This window comes from Streptomyces sp. NBC_00271 (genome assembly GCF_036178845.1).
Classification (GTDB): domain Bacteria; phylum Actinomycetota; class Actinomycetes; order Streptomycetales; family Streptomycetaceae; genus Streptomyces.
The window spans coordinates 10569966-10589472 of record NZ_CP108070.1 but is presented as its reverse complement, the minus strand read 5'-3'; the positions used below and the strand labels follow the sequence as shown (position 1 = coordinate 10589472).

Sequence of the window (19507 nt, the reverse complement as noted above, 5' to 3'; positions counted from 1 at the left end):
GTTTCGCCTCCCCGTGCCGGCTTCGCCTCGTCCGCGCGTCCGCGCCAGCGGCTGCTGCGGCCCGGCCGGGTGTGCGGGATGAGCCCGGATCGCCAAGCGATCCGGGCCCTCGGCGGCGGCGAACACGTCAGCGCGGTGCAGATCCGCGTTCCCGCAGCAGGTCGGCCATGACCTTCATCTCCGACTGCTGGGCGTCGACCATGCCCTGGGCGAGCTTCTTCTCCTGGGGAACCGCGCACTGCTGGGCGCAGGTTCGGGCCATGTCGATGCCGCCCATGTGGTGGTCGTACATGAGCTGGAGGTAGAGGATCTCCGCCTGTTTGCCGTTGAGCTTGCCGAGTTGGTTCAACTCGGTGTTGGTGGCCATGCCCGGCATGAGGGAGCCGTCCTTCATCTGGTGGCTCATGTGGCCCATGGGCATCCAGGTCATATAGCCGTCGGGAGATGTCACGGGCAGGTTCCACAGGGAGAGCCAGCCGAGCAGCATGCCACGCTGGTTGGCCTGGGTCTGGGCGATGTCGTACGCGAGGCGGCGGACGTCCTCGTCGGTGGTGCGGTCGCGGACGATGTAGGCCATCTCGACGGCCTGCTGGTGGTGGACGGCCATGTCGCGGGCGAAGCCGGCGTCGGCGGAGTCGGCCGTGGGGACGGCGGCTGACTTGTTGTTGCCGTTGTCGGTCACGGCGAGCAACGAGAGGGCCAGGACGATGGCGACCAGGGCCGCCGCACCGATGACCAGCCAGCGGGTGAGAGCGGGCTTGCGGTCGGGTACGTCGCCCAGGTCGGTCTCGTCCGGTGCGGTGGCGGTCAGGCCCGTCATGAGGCGGTCAGTCCGTTCGTGCAGGCGGCACCCGGTTCGGGGGTCTGCGCGCCCTGGACGTACTTGGTGAGGAACTGCTCGACTCGCGGATCGGAGGCTGTGTTCACACTGAGCTGGTGGCCCCAGGCCGACAGCATGATCGTCCCGGACTCGGTCTTGTCCGGGCTCATCAGCGTGTAGGGGGTCTTGGAGACCTTGCCTGCGAGGGTCTTGATGTCGGCCGCGCTGGCCTTGTCGTTGTACGTGACCCAGACCGCGCCGTGTTCGAGGGAGTGGACGGCGTTCTCGTTCGCGATGGCCTTGGTGTAGACGTCGCCGTTGCAGGTCATCCACACCGGAGCGTGGTTGCCGCCTACGGGTGGGTTCATCGGGTAGTCGACCTTGGTCTGGACGTGGTTGCGCGTGAGCTTCTTCGCATCCCAAGTCTTCTCGCCGCTTATCGGCTTCGCCGCGGCGGCGGCCTTCTGGTCGTTCTTCTCGTTGGCGTTGTTGATGGCGTACGCGCCCCAGCCGGCGAGTCCGGCGACGATGACCGTACTGAGCGTGATGGTGATGATGCGGTTGCGGCGCTCGCGGGCCTTTTCGGCACGGCGCATCGCCTCTATGCGGGCCTTGCGGTCGGCGGCGGCCTGCTTCTTGCTCGTGTTGGGCATGCCTGGGTGTCCTTGTCCCCGCCGCGGTGTCGTCGGCGGCGGTGGGTGCAGGGGGTGGACGGATGTCGTTCGGCGCATGGGCACGCGTGAGCGCCACAGCGCCATGCCATCCGTCTAGGTCCGCTGCACCTGGAGGACGTGGAGATCGGGAGCACTGTCAGCCGGCGGAGGCTTGGCGAGGAGCGTGGGACCGGCCTCCCGCCTGGGGAGGCTCGGCATGCGGGGCAGAAGCACCGGCAGGGGGTGCACGGGTGCGGCGAGCACCGCTGCCGCACCGTGGACGGCGGGTGAGCAGCACACGTCTCCGGCGGGACAGCCACCCGGGTGCGCGACCGGCATTGTGTGGTGCTCGGCCGGACTGCCTGTCTGCATCTGCGCGTGGAAAACGCCGGTCATGGCAGCGGTCGTGGAAGTGGCCCGGTCGCCGCTGGCGGCGTGTGCCGCGGGCCCCAGGCATATCACCAGAGCCGCGAGCAGTACGGCCAGGGCAGGACAGAGCGCCGCGATGTGCGTGGTCCGCCACGCGCCGCGGGCCGTGTGCTGCGTCCGGCTGCTCATCACGCTGAATGTTAAGCGGTACTTGTGAACGCGCTTTCGATCGGGCCCGGGTGCTCAGTGCTCATGGCCCTCCTCCCCCGTCTCCGGGTAGACGAAGGTGCGGGTGACCAGGTGGTTGGGGGCGGTCAGGGTCTCATGGAGGATGCGGCCGGTCTCGTCGAGGGTGAGGTCGAGCTGGGTGTGCTCGGCGGGGTAGGCAAGGGCGAGACGGCGGTGGCCGTTGTCGTCCGGCAGCCGGGTGATCACGGGTGCGGTGCCGCTGCCGTACGGCTCGGCGGCCAGGAACTCCTTGCCTGTGATGGGGAGTTGCTTGAGGTCGCCGAGGCCGAGCGTGGTGTTGCTGGTGACCAGTTCGTGCAGGGTGAAGCGGGGGGCTTTCTTCATCGCGCCGACCGTCTCGCGGAGCAGGGCGGCGTCGGGGCGGGCGGGCCAGGTGATGGCCAGGCCCGCCCGGCCGCCCGCCCATTCCTCGCCCGCCGAGGCTGTCAGGGTGAGGTGGCTGGTGCCCTCGCGCCAGGTGAGCTGGGTGTAGAAGCAGCCGGTGCCGCAGCCGCGGAGTTTCAGGGCTCGGCGGGTGCCGCGCGGGTCGGCGAGGGTGGCGGACAGGCCGTACGACTGGTCGTCGGGGTTGCCGACCTGGGGTGCGGTCAGCTCGACGATGAGCTGACCGGTGCTGGCGCGGGCGCTGATGCCGATCTCCCCGGCGCGGGTGCCGGCCGGGACGACGGGGCCGGTGGTCGGGGGTGCGAAGGAGAGGGGGCGGTTGGCGTCGGCGGGTGCGCGCAGCACCGTGAGGGTGGCCGACACGGCGAGGACGACGATCAGGGCGGAGGCTTCGACGCGGGCGGGACGGTACGGGAGGCGGCCGGGTGCGGAGTGCAGGCGGCGGCGCGCGAGGTAGGCGAGGGCGGCGGCCCCCGCGACCAGCGCGATCTTGGCGAGGAGGACCTGGCCGTATGTCGTGTGGAAGACGTCGCCGAGCGGGACGAGCAGCAGGGCGGCGATGACGCCGGTCGTCACGACGGCCGCGAACAGCCAGGCGGCCAGCCGTGCGTAGGCCGACAGCAGGCCGCGTGCGGCGGCCCGCTCGCCGCGCCAGTCGGCCGTCGTGCGCAGTACCTGCACCAGGGCGCCCAGCCACAGGGCGGCAGCCGCGAGGTGGATGAAGGTCAACATCGGTCCGGCGACGGCCTGTTGGGCCTGCGGGTGCGCGCGTAGTGCCTCGGCGATCACGACAGCGGCCAGCGGGACGACCGCCCATGAACGGTGGCGTACGCCAACGGCAACGGCTGCGAGGGCGAAGCCGGCCACCTCGATCAGCGACAGGACGCCGGGGCGGGTGTCGATCACCGAGCGCAGCGAGCCGTCGCCGATCACCAGCGCCGTCAGACCGAGGGCGGCGGCGCAGCCGACGAGGGCGGCGGGCAGCGCCCAGGAGCGGGGTCGCCTGACGGGGGCGTCGGGGACGCGGGCGGCGAGGTGGCTCGTGGTGAGCTCGCCGAGGAGCAGGGCGAGTGCGGCAAACAGGAGCCAGCGCAGGATCGTGGTGGGGACGCGGTCCTTCGCGGTGGTGGTCTGGCCGGAGGTGAGGGCGACGGTGCGGGGGCCGACGGCGAAGCGGTAGCTGCCGGTCATGATGTCGCCGTCCTGGGCGGTGACCGTCCAGTCGACGGTGTGCACGCCCTCGGTCAGCGTGCCGCGTACGGGCACGGTGACGGTGCGACGGCCTTGGCTGAGGGCGGCCGTGCCGAGGCCGGCAGTGGGCTGCAGCCGTACGGTGCTCCCGCTCAGGCTCACCGGCTGGTCGAAGACCAGGACAAGCGACTTCGGCGAGTCGGCGACTGTGGCGTCCGCGGCCGGGCTGGTGAACAGCAGCGTGGCGTGGGCGGACGCGGGGGTGGCGGTACCCAGGAGCGCGGCCAGGGCGAGCGCGGCCAGGGCGAGGAGGACCCCGGCCGGGCGTCGGAGGGATGGTGCGAGTGCGGTCACCGGTTCAAGGGTCTCCGGTGTCCCGGAGACAGCACTGCCCAGCGGCCGCCGCAACCGGCCTACGCCGACGGTGACCTGGCGACCCTGCAACAGTCGACTGGCACCCCAGTCCCGGCGGTCCCACACCAGCGCGAGCAGGCACAGCGGGGCGACCATCCCGGCCACGTACGTCAGCGACACGGCGAGCGCGGCGGGGAAGGACGCCGCGGCGCCGGAGAGCACGGCGACCCCGGCGAGCACCGGTGCGCAGCAGGAGCTGGCCGCTCCGGAGAACACGCCGAGGCCGTACACGGAGCCGAAGCCGTGCCCGTGCGGCGCCCGGCCCGCGATCATCGGCAGCTGCGGCTTCCACCCGGCCAGCAGTGCGAGCCCGCCGAGTGCCATGGCCGCGCCACCGATGGAGAACACCAGTAGGTGGTGGCCGGAGATCAGCGAGACCAGCGCGGTGGCGCCGAGACCGATCGGCACGATCACCGTGGCCACCCAGGCGGCGAAGACCAGCGTCGCGGCCAGGATCCCGGTGCGGCGCCGGAAGCCTGTGGCCAGGTACGCGGGCAGCATCACCGACACACAGCAGGGCGCGAGCAGAGCCACCACGCCGCCGAGGAACGACGCCAGCAGCGTCGTACCGAACAGCAGGTCTCCCATGCGGACGACACCCTCCTCAACCAAAAACCTGAGCTCCTAAGGAGATTAGGTGACTGATGATGGGGTGTCCAGCCGGAGGGCACAGTGACGGTCAGCGCATGGAGGTGACCTGGGCGGCCGGGGTGCCGTTCGGGCAGTAGTTGAGCTGCGTCGCGGCCGCCGCCGGACCGCCGACGATCAGCAGCGGCACGGCCAGCGCCACTGCCGCGGTCAGCGAACCCGCCGCGATGCGCAGGCGGCCCAGCGGGGCGTGCGCTTCGATAAGGCGGCGCACCCGGCGCGCCGCGGTGGAACCGCCGGCGGCGAGCGCCACGGCCGGAGTCGGGCCGCCCGCGACCGCGAGCAGTGCCGCGGCGGTGGTCAGCCGTCCGGAGCGGGCGGCGGCCACGTCGTCGGCTCGCATCTCCACCAGCCGCGCGATCTCCGCCTCGGCCGTACGGAACAGCGGAACGCGGGGAAAGGCTCGGGCCAGGGCCTGCGTCCAGGCCAGTACGGCGTCGTGGCGTTCGGCCTGGTGGGCGCGTTCGTGGGCCAGGACGGCGGTGAGCTGTTCGTCGTCCAGGGCGTGCAGAGCGCCCGTGGTGATCACTGTGCGGCGGTGGCGGCCGGGCAGGCAGTAAGCGGCGGGTTCTTCATGGTCGAGGACGACGACACCGCGTACGGGATCGGCGCGACCGACCATGTCGAGGACCTCGCGGTGCTCCCGACGCTCCCGGCCGATGCGCAGGAGAGCCGTGCCCGCACACCAGGTCACCCGCCCCAGCACCGCGAGCGCGAGCACGGCCCCCGCGGCCCCGGCGGCGGCGCCGCCCGGCGAGGCGTACTGCGCGGTCAGCGCCATCACGCACGCCTGGAGCAGCTGCGCGAGATCGGCACTGACCCTGACGGTCGGCACGGTCAGCGCGAGCCCGGCCAAGATGGCGGATGTGAGCGCCGAGGCGCCCAGCACCTGCCAGACCACGATGCCCAGCCGGGGTGCCCGCTCAGCCCAGCAGGCCCCGCGCAACAGCCGGGGCGCCAAAGTGCACAACAGCACGGCGTAGGTGAAGAGGACGGCGGCGACGATCACGAGGACGCCTCCCCCGCTTCCCGGGCCACGGCCTGTCCGAGCAGCCGGTGCAGTTCCTCGGCCTCGCCGGGCTGCATCTGCTGCACGAAGCGGGCCAGCGTCGCGGTGCGGTCGTCGGCCACGGACAGCGCCTCCCCCATCAGCCCGGCGACGTACTCCTCACGGCTCTGGGTGGCTCCGTACTTGTAGGCCCGGCCGTCCTTCTCCTTCGCCAGCCAACCCTTGCGGTAGAGGATCTCGGTGACGGTGTGGACGGTGTTGTACGCGGGCTCCGGGTCCCGGTCCAGGCGCTCGAGAACCTCGCGGACGCGCAACGGTTTGCCCGCGGACCACACCGCGTCCATGATCGCGGCTTCCAGCTCGCCGAACTGCGTCATGGCCCTCCTCCCCGATCGGAATGTTCTCCGGACATCCTAAGCGGCCTAGGTGGTCGGGCGGGCGGTACCGATGATCGACGGGGATGCGGGGTTGGCTCGGCCGTTGATCAGGAAGTAGAAGCGGCGGATGTCCTCGACGGTGAAGCCCGCCTCCTGGATGGCGCGTTCGGTGTCATGGGTGAGGTGGCAGCCGCCACCGATGAGCCGCCACGGCAGGGCCAGCGACTTCTGCACCCGGCGGAAGCCGGGCCGCTCGGAGCCCACATGCTCGTAGAAGAGCAGCTTCCCGCCCGGTTTCAGCACCCGCCTCGCCTCGGGCGAGGGCGCCCGGCACGTCCGCGAAGGTGCAGAGCACCAGTGAGAACACCGCCACGTCGAAACCGTCGTCCTCCGACGGCAGCTTCTCCGCCCGGCTCGCCGCCACCTCCACCGACACGGGCGTCTCCGTCGTGGCTTTATCTGCGAGAGCCCGGAGTCTCGGTTCCGGCTCCACCGCCACCACCTGCGTCACCTCGGGCGGATAGTGCCGGAAGTTCGCCCCCGTCCCGGCTCCGATCTCGACCACCCGACCGTGCACACCCGCCAGCAGCTCCTGGCGGTGCTCGATCGAGCCGTGCGCCTCGGTGAAGGCGATGATGCGCGGGTAGATGCGGGCGAAGAACGGATGAGACACCGCTTTGACCATGATGTCCTCCTCGGTGATGGCGGAGCGGACACCCTCAATGATTCACCTTAGTAGGTTAGGAATACGCTCGCTCGGGCCGCCCGACATGGCGCCGCGTCCCCTACCCCCTGCCCTGGAGGCCGTCCGTGAGTCAAGGCATATCCGAGCTCGTCGCCAGCGGCCCGCTGCTGTTGGCGGCGCCACTCGCGCTCCTCGCGGGCGCGGTCTCGTTCTTCTCGCCCTGCTGCCTGCCACTAGTGCCCGGCTACGTCTCGTACGCCACCGGCATGTCGGCGGCCGACGTGCAGGCGGGGCGCGAAAGTCGGGGTCGGATGGTCGCCGGGACGGCGCTGTTCATCCTCGGCTTCTCCGCCCTCTTCGCGAGCTACGGTGCCGCGCTCGGCTATGTCGGCAACACGCTGTTCGAATACCAGGACCTGATCACTCGGATCCTGGGCGCGCTGACGATCCTGCTGGGACTACTCTTCCTGGGCGCCTTCGAGCGCATCCCTTTCGCCGGACGTACCTTCCGCATCAGCTACCACCCACGGGCGGGCCTGGCCGGGGCCCCGCTTCTCGGGGTGATGTTCGGCCTCGGCTGGACCCCGTGCATCGGCCCCACGCTCGCCGCCGTGATGAGCCTGTCCTTCAACACCGGCAGCGCGGGCCGCGGCGCCCTGCTGGCCTTCGTCTACAGCGTCGGCCTGGGCCTGCCCTTCCTCGTAGCCGCCCTCGGCTTCCGCCGTGCCCTGCGTGCCTTCGGTTTCGCTCGCCGCAACGCGCGGGGCGTGATGCGCTTCGGCGGCGCGATGCTGGTGGTCGTCGGCGTTCTGCAGGTCAGTGGCGCGTGGACGTATCTGACCGGGCTGCTGCGCTACTGGGTCGCGGGCTACCAGCTGGCGCTGTGAGCCCCGCAACGCCGACGCCGGAGGGCCTCGGCACGGGTCGGAGTCGCATCGGCATCCCGTGGCGGGGAAACGTTGTGCGCTTCCGCGCGCCGCACCGTCCGCCATCCGGGTGACCTCTCGGCGGTGCCGCTGGCCCTGGCCCACGAAGTGGTGCATCACTGCCTCATGCGCCAGCAGCGTCTCCCCCGCGACCGTGCACGCGTGGGCGCCCCCCGCGCGGTCGGCGTACTGCTGCTGGTACTCGCGCTCCTGGGCTGCGCCTCCGGCGTCGGATCCGCTGCCGGAACAGCCATGACGGAGCCGTGCGCGGGCCGTTCGGCCGAGGCCACCGTGGTGGTCGCGTCCCCCGGGGACACGTCGTCCACCGGCGAGCACTCGTGCATGTCCGACCACGACCGGTGCCCCGCCTCCCGCGCCGAGCCCGCCCCGCGCACCCCTGTGCCTGGCGTCGACCGTGACCTGCCGCTGTGGACCCCGCCCACGACGGTGTCGCTCGATGCCTCTCCGGGCTGGGAGCGTGCTCTGGGCTCCGAGGGCTCCTATGAGCTGTGCGTGATCCGTACGTAGAGAGAGGCACACGCCTCAGTCTCACCACCCCACGGACCGCCGTCAGAGTGCCTGCGTTCGGCTGCTGAACTGAGCCGGCACGTCCGCCCGGTGCCGTACACCGACACGCCCCTCTCCTCGTCCAACCGGAGTCCGCCATGCCCTCCGAGTCCGTGTCCACCGAGCCTGTCGACCTGATCCGCGCAGAGCCGCTCACCGCCCAATGTCGGACCGCCTTCGCGGGCCGCGCCCACGCGTGCCTCGGGATCAGCCCGTTCAACAGCCACTTCTCCGCCCAACGGATCGCCGACCTGGTCTGCTGGGGGCTGTCCACCTTCACGGACGTGCACTTCTTCGTCCCCGACACCGCGGCCGCCCACACCCTGGAAGCACTCGGCTATCCGCCGGAGAAGGCCGCCTGGAAGGCCCGCCGCCAGGGCCAGTACGTCCGCAACAAGATCACCAAAGCCCTTGCCGACAACGGCGTACTCGACCCCGGCCCCTACCTCCTCGACGGCCAGGCGCTCGCCTCGAACCCCGCCTACGAGGAACTCACGGCACATGAGGAGCACCGCTTCCGCAAGGACACCGGCTTTGCCCAGGCGTGCCTGAGCGCCTCGGCCTGGGTGCTGAAACGCCGACTGCCGCCCGGCCGGCAGCCCACGCAAGAACAGCTGCGGGGCGCGGTGCGGTACTTCCTGGCCGAACTGCCGCTGTTCCTGGACACCCCGCGCATCGCAGGCGCGGCCGCCTCGGTGTTCTGCTACCACGAGGTCCCGCAGCTGCTGGCCGACCTGTACCACCACCGGCTGGCCCTGCACCCGGCCCCCGAGCAGGGCTTCTGTCATCTGCACAGCGCCGTAGAAATCCAACGCCCAGGCGTCCATGTGCCGGATACCGTGCAGCGACGATGACCTGGAGCAGCGCGTGCACGAGGCGCCCGGTCTGTCCGCCCGGGCGCCTCGATCAACTTCTCTGTCTGCACACCTACTTGAAGGACCGCAGTCGCAGGCTGTTGGTCACGACGAAGACCGAGGAGAAGGCCATCGCGGCGCCCGCGATCATCGGGTTGAGCATCCCGAAGGCGGCCAGCGGCAGGGCTGCGACGTTGTAGCCGAAGGCCCAGAAGAGGTTGCCCTTGATGGTGGCGAGGGTCCTGCGGGAAAGGCGGATCGCGTCGGCGGCGACGCGAAGGTCGCCGCGTACGAGGGTCAGGTCGCCGGCCTCTATGGCCGCGTCGGTGCCGGTTCCCATGGCAAGACCCAGGTCGGCGGTGGCGAGCGCGGCCGCGTCGTTGACGCCGTCGCCGACCATCGCGACCGTACGGCCCTCGTCCTGCAGCCGCTTGACCACGCTCACCTTGTCCTCGGGCAGGACTTCGGCGATCACCTCGTCAATGCCGACGGACCTGCCCACGGACTCGGCTACGAGCTGGTTGTCGCCGGTCAGCAGGACGGGCTTAAGACCGAGCCTGCGCAGATCGGCCACCGCCTCGGCGCTCGTCTCCTTAATCGCGTCGGCGACCGTGAGAACACCGCGCGCCTCACCGTCCCAGGCGACGGCGACGGCCGTACGCCCCTCGGCCTCCGCTGCGGCCTTGGCCTCGGCCAGCTCCCGGGGCAGCTCGATGACCCACTCCTTGAGGAGCCTCTCGCGGCCGACGAGCACAGCGTGACCGTCCACCACTCCCTGCACGCCGAGCCCGGCGTTGTTCTCGAAGTTCTCCGGCACGGGAAGGCTTCCGGCCCGCTCGACGGCGCCAGCCGCGATCGCCTGCGCGATGGGGTGCTCAGAGGCGTGCTCCAACGCGCCCGCCAGCTTCAGCAGTTCGTTCTCGTCCACGCCCGGTGCGGTGAAGACGTCCTGAATGCGCATCCGGCCCGTGGTCACCGTTCCGGTCTTGTCCAGGACGACGGCGTCGACACGGTGCGTGGACTCCAGTACCTCGGGGCCCTTGATGAGGATGCCGAGCTGGGCGCCCCGGCCCGTGCCGACCATGAGGGCGGTCGGCGTGGCCAGACCGAGCGCGCAGGGGCAGGCGATAATCAGCACCGCGACCGCGGCCGTGAACGCAGAAGTGACGTCACCGGTCACAAGCAGCCAGGTCAGCAGGGTGCCGAACGCGATGAGGATGACGACGGGAACAAAGACGGCCGAGATCCGGTCGGCGAGGCGCTGCACCTCGGCCTTGCCGTTCTGGGCGTCCTCCACCAGCCTCGCCATCCGCCCGAGCTGCGTGTCCGAACCGACGCGGGTCGCCTCGACGATGAGCCGACCGCCCGCGTTCACGGTCGCCCCGGTCACGGCGTCGCCGACCGTCACGTCCACCGGCAGGGACTCGCCGGTCAGCATGGAGGCGTCGACCGCCGAGGCGCCCTCGACGACGGTTCCGTCGGTCGCGACCTTCTCGCCGGGTCGTACGACGAAGCGGTCACCGACAGTCAACTCGGCGACAGGGAGGCGTACTTCCTTGCCGCCCCGCAGCACCGCGACGTCCTTGGCGCCCAGCTCCAGCAGCGCCCGCAGCGCCGCACCCGCCTTGCGCTTGGACTTCGCCTCCAGGTAACGCCCGGCGAGGATGAAGGCGGTCACCCCGGCAGCGGCCTCCAGGTAGATGGAGGAGGAGCCGTCCGTACGGGAGACGGTGAGCTCGAAGGCGTGCCGCATGCCCGGCATCCCGGCGTGCCCGAAGAACAGTGCCCACAGCGACCAGCCGAACGCGGCGAGCGTGCCGATCGACACCAACGTGTCCATGGTCGCGGCGCCGTGCCGGGCGTTCGTCCAGGCGGCCTTGTGGAAGGGGAAGGCGCCCCAGACCACGACCGGTGCGGCGAGCGTCAGCGACAGCCACTGCCAGTTGTCGAACTGCAAGGACGGCACCATCGCCATCAGGACGACGGGCGCGGTGAGCACGAGTGACACGTAGAGGCGCTGCCGCAGGGACAGCGGCTCCCCGTCCGCGACGGACGGGGCGGCCTCGCCCTCGCGCACGTCGGCGGTGGTGGAGGCTGGCGGGGGCGGCTCCTCGGCGGTGTAGCCGGTCTTCTCGACGGTGGCGATGAGGTCGGCGATGTCGACGGCCGCCGGGTACGAGACCTTCGCCTTCTCGGTAGCGAAGTTGACGGTCGCAGTGACGCCGTCCAGGCGGTTGAGCTTCTTCTCGATGCGGGCGGCGCACGAGGCGCAGGTCATACCGCCGATGGAGAGTTCGACCGCGTGGGCGGGCGCGGGCGCCGTTTCGGGGACTGCCTTTTCGGGAGCGGTGCTGGTCATGGGCGTTTCTCCTGGGTAAGCCAGGACGTACGGCGTCCGTATCAGCGGAGCGGTATGCCACGGCTCTGGGAGGGAACTCGCGTTGCCGGGGGGTGAGGCCCCGACGGAGTCGTCAGGCTCGGCCGACGAGCTCGTAGCCGGCCTCGTCGACAGCGGCGCGGACGGCCTCTTCGTCGAGCGCGGCGGTGGATGTGACGGTCACCTCGCCGGTCTTGGCGACGGCGGTGACCGCGGTGACGTCGTCCAGCGCCGAGATCTCCTGGGAGACGGCGTTCTCGCAGTGGCCGCAGGTCATGCCGGACACCTGGTAGACGGTAGTGATGCCGACGCCGCGGACGTCGACCGTGGCACCGGCGCCGGAGCCGCAGGAACCGGAGTTCGTCTCGGTGGTCATGGCTTCTTCCTCAGGGTGTAGACACGTGTGCAGCTTTCCGGGACGGCATCGTTCCCCGTCCCCTCCTGCCATGCCAACCATATACCCCCTGGGGGTATTCCCTAGCTGTGGCTCTGTTCATATGGACCCGGCCACACCTCCGAGTCCGAGGAGAGTGAACGCCGGAGCGGGCGCATCGAAACCGGCGTGTCAGTCCAGGGCGCTGCCCTTCCTCCAGGTGGCCCAGTCGACGTTCCAGTCGCCGTAGCCGTTGTTGACCGCCACGGTGTCGACGGAGTTGACCACGGTGACCGGGTCGCCGAGGTGGACCTGGTCGTAGAACCGGTTGGCGTCACTCGTACTCATGCCGATACACCCGTGACTGCCGTTGACCACGCCGAACTTGCCCGCGTTCCACGGCGCCGCATGCACATACGTGCCGGACGTGGTGAGTTGCACGTCCCACTTCACCGAGCCGAGGTTGTACGCCTCGGGGCCGAAGATGCCGACCGTCCGGGAGTTCATGCGGATCGTCGGCACCTTGCTCAGCACGACCATGGTGCCGTTCCAGGTCTCGAAGCCCTTCTTGCCGGACGAGATCTTCAGAGTTCGGAGCGTCCTGCCGTTCTTCGCCACCGTCATGGTCTTCTTGCCGACGTCGACGGTGCTGGTCACGGCGTCGCCGATGGTGAAGGTCACGACGCGCTGCTGGGTGCCATACACGCCGCCGCCCGCGTCCACGCCCGCGAGGTCCATGGTCAGGGTGACGGCGGTGCCGGACTTCCAGTACTTCTCAGGCCGGAAGTCGATGCGATCCTTGCCGTTGCGGTCCTTCATCCAGCTCCAGGCGCCCGCGACCGCGGGTGAAGCGGTGACCTTGAGTTTCCGCTCCACCACCGCCTTGTCGCGGATCGGCTTGTTGAAGGTGATCGACACCGGCATCGCGACGCCGACCTTCGCACCCTTGTCGGGGTAGTACTCGCCGACGAAGGTGTCCTTCGCCGCCTCGGTGGTGAAGGAGGCGGTCTTGTTGAGGGCCGCCCCGCCGGACGTCTTGCCGTTGGCTTTCACCGTGTACGTGGCGCCAGGGGCGAGTGGGGTCGTGGAGGTCCACACGGACTTGCCCTTCGACCAAGTGCCGGAGAGTGTGCCCGGGCCGGGCGAGCCGACCTCGACGGACGACAGGGAGCCGCCCCGGGCGCGCACCGTCACCTTCTGGCTGACCGGCACCCTGGCGTTCGCGTCGCCGGGCTCCACGGCTATCGCGGCCGGTCCGGCGTTCTTGCCGTCGTCCGCTGACGCGTTCGTGCCGCTGTTCGACTTGCCGCCGGTGCTGCACGCGGCGAGGACAACGACGGCGGACGCGGCAAGCGCGAGCGGTTGCACAATCCGGCGGACGGGCCGTGGTGTCGGGCGCTGTCGCATGGGACCCCCTCTTCATTCCCTAATAACCTAAGGTTATTCGTAGACGATCGGCGGCCCTTCGTGGTTCCCTGCTTCACATGCCCCTACGGGCGAGTCCACGCAGCACCTGCGACACGAAGGCCAGTACCCCCGGGGGGTAAGATAGCGACTCCGGCTCGCGGTGCACACGGTGAAGGTGGAGCTCATGGGGATACGGACAGCGCGCAGCGGCGGTTCAGCCGTTCGCTGGGCGTACGGGGTGCTCCTCACCCTGTGCGTCGCGCTGGCCGTGCTCGTTCACCATGAGATATCCGGGATGACCGACTCGCCGATGCCGGCCACGGCCCACGCGGCCATGCCGGGCGCAGCCCATGACGCTCACGTGCTGCCGGACGGCACGGCGTCGTCCGTCTCGGACGCATCCACACACAATCTCAACGACGGCGGATGCGCCACGCCAGGCATGCAGCACTGCAGCTCGGCGAGCGTCACCACCGTGCATCTCGCCATACCGGGGCAGAGCGCGTTCGACGCCTCGGCCGATCTCCTGAGGGCCTTGTCCCGACGCGCACCGGGCTCCGTGGCGAGCAGAGCTCCGCCCGATCTGTCCGTCCTCTCTCAACTGCGCATTTAGGCCGCGCCGGACGGCGCGCGATGTGCCGTCCCTCCGCGACCACATCGGCAGTTACGACACAGAGGACACCACGTCATGAACAGCATCAACCGCCGCTCCGTCCTGCTCGCCGGGCTCGGAGCCGCCGGAACCGGCGCCCTCGCCGCCTGCAATGGCGGCTCCGGTAACACCGGATCCGGCAGCGGCAGCGGCAACGCCCTGGTCAGCCCGACCGCCTCGGCGGTCGCCGCCGCCGAGAAGAAGCGCACGAGCAGTGGACGGCAGCGGAAGCTCACCCTGACCGCGTCACCCGCGATGATCGACCTGGGCGGCGGCGTCATGCCCAAGACCTGGGCCTTCGACGGCCGTACGCCGGGCAAGGAGGTACGCCTCTCCGTCGGCGACACTCTGATAGCCGAGCTGTCCAACCAGCTCCCGAACAAGACGGCCACGTCGATCCACTGGCACGGCATCGCCCTGCGCAACGACATGGACGGCGTGCCCCCGGCCACACAGACCGCGGTCCGGGCCGGATCCACCTTCACCTACAGGTTCATCGCCGACGCCCCGGGTACGTACTTCTTCCACCCCCATGTCGGCGTCCAGCTCGACCGTGGCCTGTACGCCCCGCTGATCGTCGAGGACCCCAAGGAGCCCCTGTCGTACGACGACGAGTGGGTCGTCCTTCTCGACGATTGGGTCGATGGCGTCACCGGCACCCCCAACGAGGTCTTCTCCGAGCTCAAGCTGGGCATGGCCGACATGAGCGGCATGGACATGAGCAGCAGCCCGAGCCCCAGCAGTTCGGACAGCATGGGTGACATGGGCGGGATGGACATGGGCGGTTCCGCCTCGGCCTCCGCCTCCTCCGGCGGCATGTCCAAGAAGTTCATGCTCATGGGCGCCACCAGCAGCCTGCTCGGCGGCGACGCCGGTGACGTGAAATACCCGCACCACCTGATCAACGGCCGCGTGGCCACCGACCCGGATGTCTACACCGGCAAGCCCGGCAAGAAGGTACGGCTGCGCATCATCAACGCCGGCTCGGACACCGCCTACCGGGTCGCCCTCGGCGGCCACAAACTGACCATCACCCACACCGACGGCTTCCCCGTCCAGCACCAGGAAGTGGACGCCCTGCTGGTCGGCATGGGCGAACGCTACGACGTCCTCGTCACCCTCGGCGACGGCGTCTTCCCGCTCGCCGCCCTGGCCGAGGGCAAGAACGCCAACGGCCTGGCCCTGATGCGCACAGGCTCCGGAAGCGCACCCAAGGCATCCGTCCGTCCGCGGGAACTCGACGGCATGATCATGACGGCGTCCCAGCTGCGGGCCGCCGACGATGTGCGTCTCAAGTCCTCGAAGACCGACGTCACGCACCAGATCAAGCTGACCGGCAACATGATGAAGTACAACTGGGCCATCAACGGCACGCCGTTCGACATGAAGAATCCCGAGGCGCACCCGATCGTCATCGAGGAGGGCCAGCGGGTACGGCTCGACTTCGTCAACACGACCGAGATGTGGCACCCGATGCACCTGCACGGCCACACGTACCAGCTCGGAACCTCCGGGCCGCGCAAGGACACCACGATCGTGCTGCCCAAGAAGACGGTGTCCGTGTTCCTCAACGCCGACAACCCGGGCCAGTGGATGATGCACTGCCACAACGCCTACCACGGCGAGGCCGGAATGATGGCGAACGTGGCCTACAAGGCCTGACGTTCTCCTCGTGCCACCTGGACGGGCCCACCGGTCGCGTTGCCGTTCCTCGGCATTGCCGAGGAACGGGTTGACCGCGCCGGCCGGGCCCGGTCCCGATACTGGGGCAACGAGCCTCGGAGGGAGCCTGTGGCGACGTGGTCGACCGTGCTGTTCGCCTTCACCGCCGGGTTGCTGCAATCGGTGGCCACTGCGCCGGCGGGCGTTTCCGGCGCTGTGTTCCTGCTGCCCGTGCAGGTCAGCATCCTAGAGGTGCCCAGTCCAGCGGTGACTCCGACGAACCTGCTGTTCAACGTCGTTGCCGGCCCCGGTGCCCTGCCGCGTTGCCACAAGGCGGGACGGCTGGGCGGGCCGCCGGCCCGCCTGCTGATCGCTGGCACCGTGCCGGTGGTGGTCCTGGGCACGGTGATCCGGGTGTTCGCCGTCCCTGGCCCGCGCGTGTTCCGTCTGTTCATCGGCGTTCTGCTGTCGCCGCTGGCTGTGCTGGTGCACGGTGCGCCCGGCCCGTATCCACCCCGCTGCCGCCCAGTCCTCGTCCCGTGCCACCGTCGCGCCGGCCGCAGCCGTCGGGGTCACCGGGGGAATCTACGGGATCGGCGGCGGCTCCCTGCTCGGCCCGATGCTGGTGGGCCCCGGAGTGCCGATAGCTGCGGTCGCGCCTGCCGCTCCGGCCTCCACCTTTGTCACGCCTGTTGTAGACGCAGGCGCCTACGCCGTGCTGGCCATGACCACCACGGGCGACATCGCTCCGCATTGGCTTCTTGGTCTCACGGACGGGCTGGGAGGACTGGTGGGCGGCTGCCTCGGCGCCCGCCTCCAGCCCCGGCTGCCCGTAACCGCACTCCGTCTCCTGCTCGGCATTCCCTCTCGGTATCGGCGTCCGCTACGCAGTCCAGGCACTGAGCTGACCCGGCCGGACCACGCGGTCCTCGGCGGCGGCCGTCTCCGGACAAGCCGGGTGCCTGGACGTGAGTGGGCCGCGGCCCCAGGGCGGCGACCCGGCGGAGGGGACGAGCCGGCCCTGCGGTGGCCGCGATGTCAGTCGAGGCCGATGCTGAAGTCCCAGATCGCGATGGCCTTGCCGTCGTGCCGCCATGTCAGTTCGGCTGCGCCCGAACAGACCGTGCCGCGCAGCGTCATCCACGCCGCTCTTCGGTGCCCCCACGACCGTGCGTCTGGGCTCAGCCCGACATGGTGGACTTCTTGCCGGACGGGGTGACGGCGTACCACATCTTGTCCTTGGCCTGGCCGTTCATCTGTCCGGCCGTCGTGTCGCCCATGTACCGGTACAGCGGCCAGCCGCCGAGGGTGAGCTGCTTCATGCCGTCCCGGTGGACCGTGCCGAGGAGACTCTTCTCAACCCCTGTGGTCTGCACGGAGTCCTCCACCATGACGGGCATCCACGTCTTCGTACACTCACCGGCGCACGTCCACTTGGACGGATTCGCCTGGTCCATGTCGTAGCGGTAGAGGGTCATCCCCTTGTCGTCGGTCACCACGCTGCCCATGCCGCCCATCGCCTTGGCCATGAGCATGGTGGTCGTGGCCATGTGCCCACTGCCGGAGTCACTGCTGCCGGTCGGTGCGGGGGTCGCGGATTGCGAGGCGGCCGTGGCGACCGGAGCGACGCTGCCGGGGCTCGTACCGGTGGAGGTCTTTTCCGTCGAGCTGCCGCACGCCGCCAGGAGGAGCGCCGAGGCGAGCCCTGCGGCCGAGAGGAGGACAATGCGTTGCTGGATCACGGAGTTTCCCTTCGACGGACGTTCTACTTACCCCCTTAGTACGTTGGGTAACTCCCGTCCGCTCAGCCACCGGCACCACATGGTGAAGCCTTGACCAACCGCGGCGCCCGGGGGGACGCTCGCAGATGCCCCCTCACCCCGGCGGGGAACTCAGGAAGCAAGCGGCGCCAGTTCGGCGAAGGTCCTGCCTCCGTCGCATGACTCGCACACGCCCGTTCACGTCGCAGCAAGGACGTGATCGGCGTCGACATCAGTCAGCGCCTGGGCCTGTCCCCCGGGCACGGCCATGAGCGGTTGCCACCGTCGGTGCTGGTAACACGATGGGGTCGCAAGTAAGTCTGAGTCACCGCCGCCTTGTCCGGTGTCGTCAGCCGAGGCCGGGCGGGCAGGCGACCAGTAGCGGCAGCAGCGGAACCGCCGCAGCCAGGGTGGCCACGGAACCCCAGAAAGCGGGGTGAGGGGCCCTGCGCGGGCCGAGGACTCGCTCCAGGCGGATCAGGACCGTGTGACTGCCCGCCGCGAACGCACCCTTCGGGGTACGGGCCGCCGCCATCTCGTACATCGCCGTGGCCAGTACCTCACTGGAGTGGCTGCGCAGAGCGCGGTCATCGGCGACCATCTCCAGCAGGAGCGCCGTCTGTTCCCGGGCATGACGGGCCAACGGCAGTCGGCGGAACACCGAGTGGAACGCCTCCGCGGCGGCCAGGGCCAGGTGGTGGCGCCCTGCGATGTGGCCCTGTTCGTGTTCCAGTACGGCGTCGAGCTGTTCCGCCGTGAGTTCACGCACGGCGGCGTCGCTGATCACGATCCGGGGGCGGCGGCCGGGCAGGCAGTACGCAGCGGGGATGCCGTACGGCAGAATCGTGGCGCGCAACCTGGCGGAGCGGTGCCCCACCAAGTCCACAACCTCGCGGTGCCGGGCCCGCGCCCGACAAGCTCGTACGACGTGGAAGGTGAAGCTCGCAACCAGGGTGATCCCGATCGCGGCGGGCAGGACAAAGGCGAGCCAGGCCGCCGATTGGGGTGCGGGCTCACCCGCGGCGGCACCCGGGCCGACCTGCAGTCCGCAAAAATGGAGGAAGCCCGACAGACCTGCCTGCAAGTGATGGGCCGGCATGGCCAGGTTGTATGCGGCGAGCGCGGCACCGATCGAGAACGCGACCACCAGGGCGTGCCACACCGCCGCCGCCAGGGCCGGGGCCCGGTGCGGCCAGCGGGAGCGCAGGAGCAGATACGGAGCGGCGAAACCCACGGCCGCCGTGTAGCCGACCAGGACGGGAGCCGCGTTCACGCCTCCGCCTGTCGTCCCACGTTCCGCAGGGCCGTGCGAAGAGCCGCCACCTCGTCCTCGGACATGTTCTCGACGAAGTGGACCAGCGCAGCAGAGCGATCCTTGCTCTCCCCCAGGCCATCCTCCATCAACGCGGCGGCGTACGCCTCGCGGCTGCGGACCGGCGTGTACAACCAGGCCCGACCCTGCTTGCCGCGCAGCAGCCAGCCCTTGCTGTAGAGGATGTTGGTGACGGTCATCACGGTGGTGTAGGCGACGGGACGGGTCTTGTTGATATCGTCGACAACCTCACGCACCGTCGCTGGACGGTCCCACGTCCAGAGGCGATCCATGATCTCCGCCTCGAGATCCCCCAGCCGCCGCATGGCCCCGACTCCCTTTCACCGCCAAATACGTAAGGCCATAGTAGACGGGCGATCTGTCCAGGCTTCCAAGCGGAAGCAGCGAGGGAGACGGCCCCGGCGCAGCTCCGCGAGCCGCGTGGTCTCTGGCCGAGGAGCGGAGAGCCAAACCTCCGACCGACCAGACGACCAGTCGTCCGAAGGGGAGCCGTCAGGGCCTGGTCGGCAGCGGGCATGGCGTGTCTTGCCAGGAGCTGGCCAAACGGCCGTCCCACCGAGATCGATGCGCAACTCCACTGCGGCGAAGCCAAGTCCACGACAAACCGGTGTTGAAGACCAAGGGCCGCGTCACGTTGATCGACGGCCTGCTGGCCGCCGCCGCCCTGCTAGGCCTGGTCCTCAATTCCGCCGTCGGCTGATGGTGGGCCGACCCGGCGGCCGGTTACATGCTGGTCTACTTCGCCGCCCGCGAGGTCCGGGAGATCTTCTCCGGCGACCACTGAACCGACATCGAGC

The 19507-nt window shown here is 70.0% G+C and carries 18 protein-coding genes and 2 pseudogenes; 6 read left to right on the top strand and 14 right to left on the bottom strand.

The window, feature by feature from the left end:
* Window positions 1–127 precede the first annotated feature (127 nt).
* The 8 genes and pseudogenes from OG798_RS48210 to OG798_RS48175 all read right to left on the bottom strand — a co-directional run.
* Window positions 128–820, bottom strand: coding sequence for a DUF305 domain-containing protein (locus OG798_RS48210; protein WP_328759317.1), 693 nt, complete (start codon window positions 818–820; stop codon window positions 128–130).
* On the bottom strand, window positions 817–1473 hold the full coding sequence (locus OG798_RS48205) for a DUF3105 domain-containing protein (RefSeq protein WP_328759316.1): 657 nt from the start codon (window positions 1471–1473) through the stop codon (window positions 817–819). Before OG798_RS48205 ends, OG798_RS48210 begins: the two co-directional genes overlap by 4 nt.
* Before the next feature lie 114 nt (window positions 1474–1587).
* Window positions 1588–2031 carry a hypothetical protein gene (locus OG798_RS48200; RefSeq protein WP_328759315.1) on the bottom strand — a complete coding sequence of 148 codons (444 nt, stop codon included), beginning with the start codon at window positions 2029–2031 and terminating at the stop codon, window positions 1588–1590.
* Window positions 2032–2085: 54 nt separating this feature from the next.
* On the bottom strand, window positions 2086–4668 hold the full coding sequence (locus OG798_RS48195) for a copper resistance protein CopC (protein ID WP_328759314.1): 2583 nt from the start codon (window positions 4666–4668) through the stop codon (window positions 2086–2088).
* A 91-nt stretch (window positions 4669–4759) separates the two neighbouring features.
* On the bottom strand, window positions 4760–5737 hold the full coding sequence (locus OG798_RS48190) for a M56 family metallopeptidase (protein ID WP_328759313.1): 978 nt from the start codon (window positions 5735–5737) through the stop codon (window positions 4760–4762).
* Window positions 5734–6114, bottom strand: a complete 381-nt coding sequence (locus tag OG798_RS48185) for a BlaI/MecI/CopY family transcriptional regulator (protein WP_121413877.1) — start codon at window positions 6112–6114, stop codon at window positions 5734–5736. Before OG798_RS48185 ends, OG798_RS48190 begins: the two co-directional genes overlap by 4 nt.
* A 45-nt stretch (window positions 6115–6159) precedes the next feature.
* Window positions 6160–6417, bottom strand: coding sequence for a hypothetical protein (locus tag OG798_RS48180; RefSeq protein WP_328760237.1), 258 nt, complete (start codon window positions 6415–6417; stop codon window positions 6160–6162).
* A 73-nt stretch (window positions 6418–6490) separates the two neighbouring features.
* A pseudogene (locus OG798_RS48175) lies at window positions 6491–6799 on the bottom strand (class I SAM-dependent methyltransferase); the annotation flags it as partial.
* A 125-nt stretch (window positions 6800–6924) separates the two neighbouring features.
* Between OG798_RS48175 and OG798_RS48170 the strand changes: the two are divergent.
* The 3 genes from OG798_RS48170 (at window position 6925) to OG798_RS48160 (ending at window position 9146) form a co-directional block, all read left to right on the top strand.
* On the top strand, window positions 6925–7686 hold the full coding sequence (locus tag OG798_RS48170) for a cytochrome c biogenesis CcdA family protein (protein ID WP_328759312.1): 762 nt from the start codon (window positions 6925–6927) through the stop codon (window positions 7684–7686).
* A gap of 165 nt (window positions 7687–7851) precedes the next feature.
* Window positions 7852–8253: a hypothetical protein gene (locus tag OG798_RS48165; protein WP_328759311.1), complete on the top strand. Its 402-nt coding sequence runs from the start codon at window positions 7852–7854 to the stop codon at window positions 8251–8253.
* Window positions 8254–8390: 137 nt separating this feature from the next.
* Window positions 8391–9146, top strand: a complete 756-nt coding sequence (locus OG798_RS48160; protein ID WP_328759310.1) for a tRNA-dependent cyclodipeptide synthase — start codon at window positions 8391–8393, stop codon at window positions 9144–9146.
* Window positions 9147–9219: 73 nt separating this feature from the next.
* Here OG798_RS48160 and OG798_RS48155 read toward each other — a convergent pair whose 3' ends face one another.
* The 3 genes from OG798_RS48155 to OG798_RS48145 all read right to left on the bottom strand — a co-directional run bounded on the left by OG798_RS48155 (window position 9220) and on the right by OG798_RS48145 (window position 13303).
* The gene (locus tag OG798_RS48155) at window positions 9220–11505 is read right to left on the bottom strand and encodes a heavy metal translocating P-type ATPase (RefSeq protein WP_328759309.1); all 2286 of its coding nucleotides are present in this window, start codon (window positions 11503–11505) and stop codon (window positions 9220–9222) included.
* Between the two features lie 112 nt (window positions 11506–11617).
* A complete protein-coding gene (locus OG798_RS48150; RefSeq protein WP_121413882.1) occupies window positions 11618–11899 on the bottom strand; it encodes a heavy-metal-associated domain-containing protein in 282 nt (93 codons plus the stop codon).
* A gap of 189 nt (window positions 11900–12088) precedes the next feature.
* Window positions 12089–13303: a L,D-transpeptidase gene (locus tag OG798_RS48145; RefSeq protein ID WP_328759308.1), complete on the bottom strand. Its 1215-nt coding sequence runs from the start codon at window positions 13301–13303 to the stop codon at window positions 12089–12091.
* 184 nt (window positions 13304–13487) lie between these two features.
* Between OG798_RS48145 and OG798_RS48140 the strand changes: the two genes are divergently transcribed.
* From OG798_RS48140 to OG798_RS48130, 3 genes and pseudogenes are all read left to right on the top strand, one after another.
* Window positions 13488–13916, top strand: coding sequence for a DUF6153 family protein (locus tag OG798_RS48140; protein ID WP_328759307.1), 429 nt, complete (start codon window positions 13488–13490; stop codon window positions 13914–13916).
* A 75-nt stretch (window positions 13917–13991) separates the two neighbouring features.
* Window positions 13992–15617: a multicopper oxidase family protein gene (locus tag OG798_RS48135; protein WP_328759306.1), complete on the top strand. Its 1626-nt coding sequence runs from the start codon at window positions 13992–13994 to the stop codon at window positions 15615–15617.
* Window positions 15618–15746: 129 nt separating this feature from the next.
* Window positions 15747–16525 (top strand): annotated as a pseudogene (locus OG798_RS48130) (TSUP family transporter).
* 273 nt (window positions 16526–16798) lie between these two features.
* Here OG798_RS48130 and OG798_RS48125 read toward each other — a convergent pair.
* The 3 genes from OG798_RS48125 to OG798_RS48115 form a co-directional block, all read right to left on the bottom strand.
* Complete coding sequence (locus OG798_RS48125; RefSeq protein WP_121413885.1) at window positions 16799–17359, bottom strand: hypothetical protein; 561 nt, start codon at window positions 17357–17359, stop codon at window positions 16799–16801.
* Window positions 17360–17726: 367 nt separating this feature from the next.
* The gene (locus OG798_RS48120) at window positions 17727–18650 is read right to left on the bottom strand and encodes a M56 family metallopeptidase (protein WP_121413886.1); all 924 of its coding nucleotides are present in this window, start codon (window positions 18648–18650) and stop codon (window positions 17727–17729) included.
* Window positions 18647–19015 (bottom strand): BlaI/MecI/CopY family transcriptional regulator, encoded by a 369-nt coding sequence (locus OG798_RS48115; RefSeq protein WP_328759305.1) that lies wholly within the window; start codon window positions 19013–19015, stop codon window positions 18647–18649. Before OG798_RS48115 ends, OG798_RS48120 begins: the two co-directional genes overlap by 4 nt.
* Window positions 19016–19507: the final 492 nt, after the last annotated feature.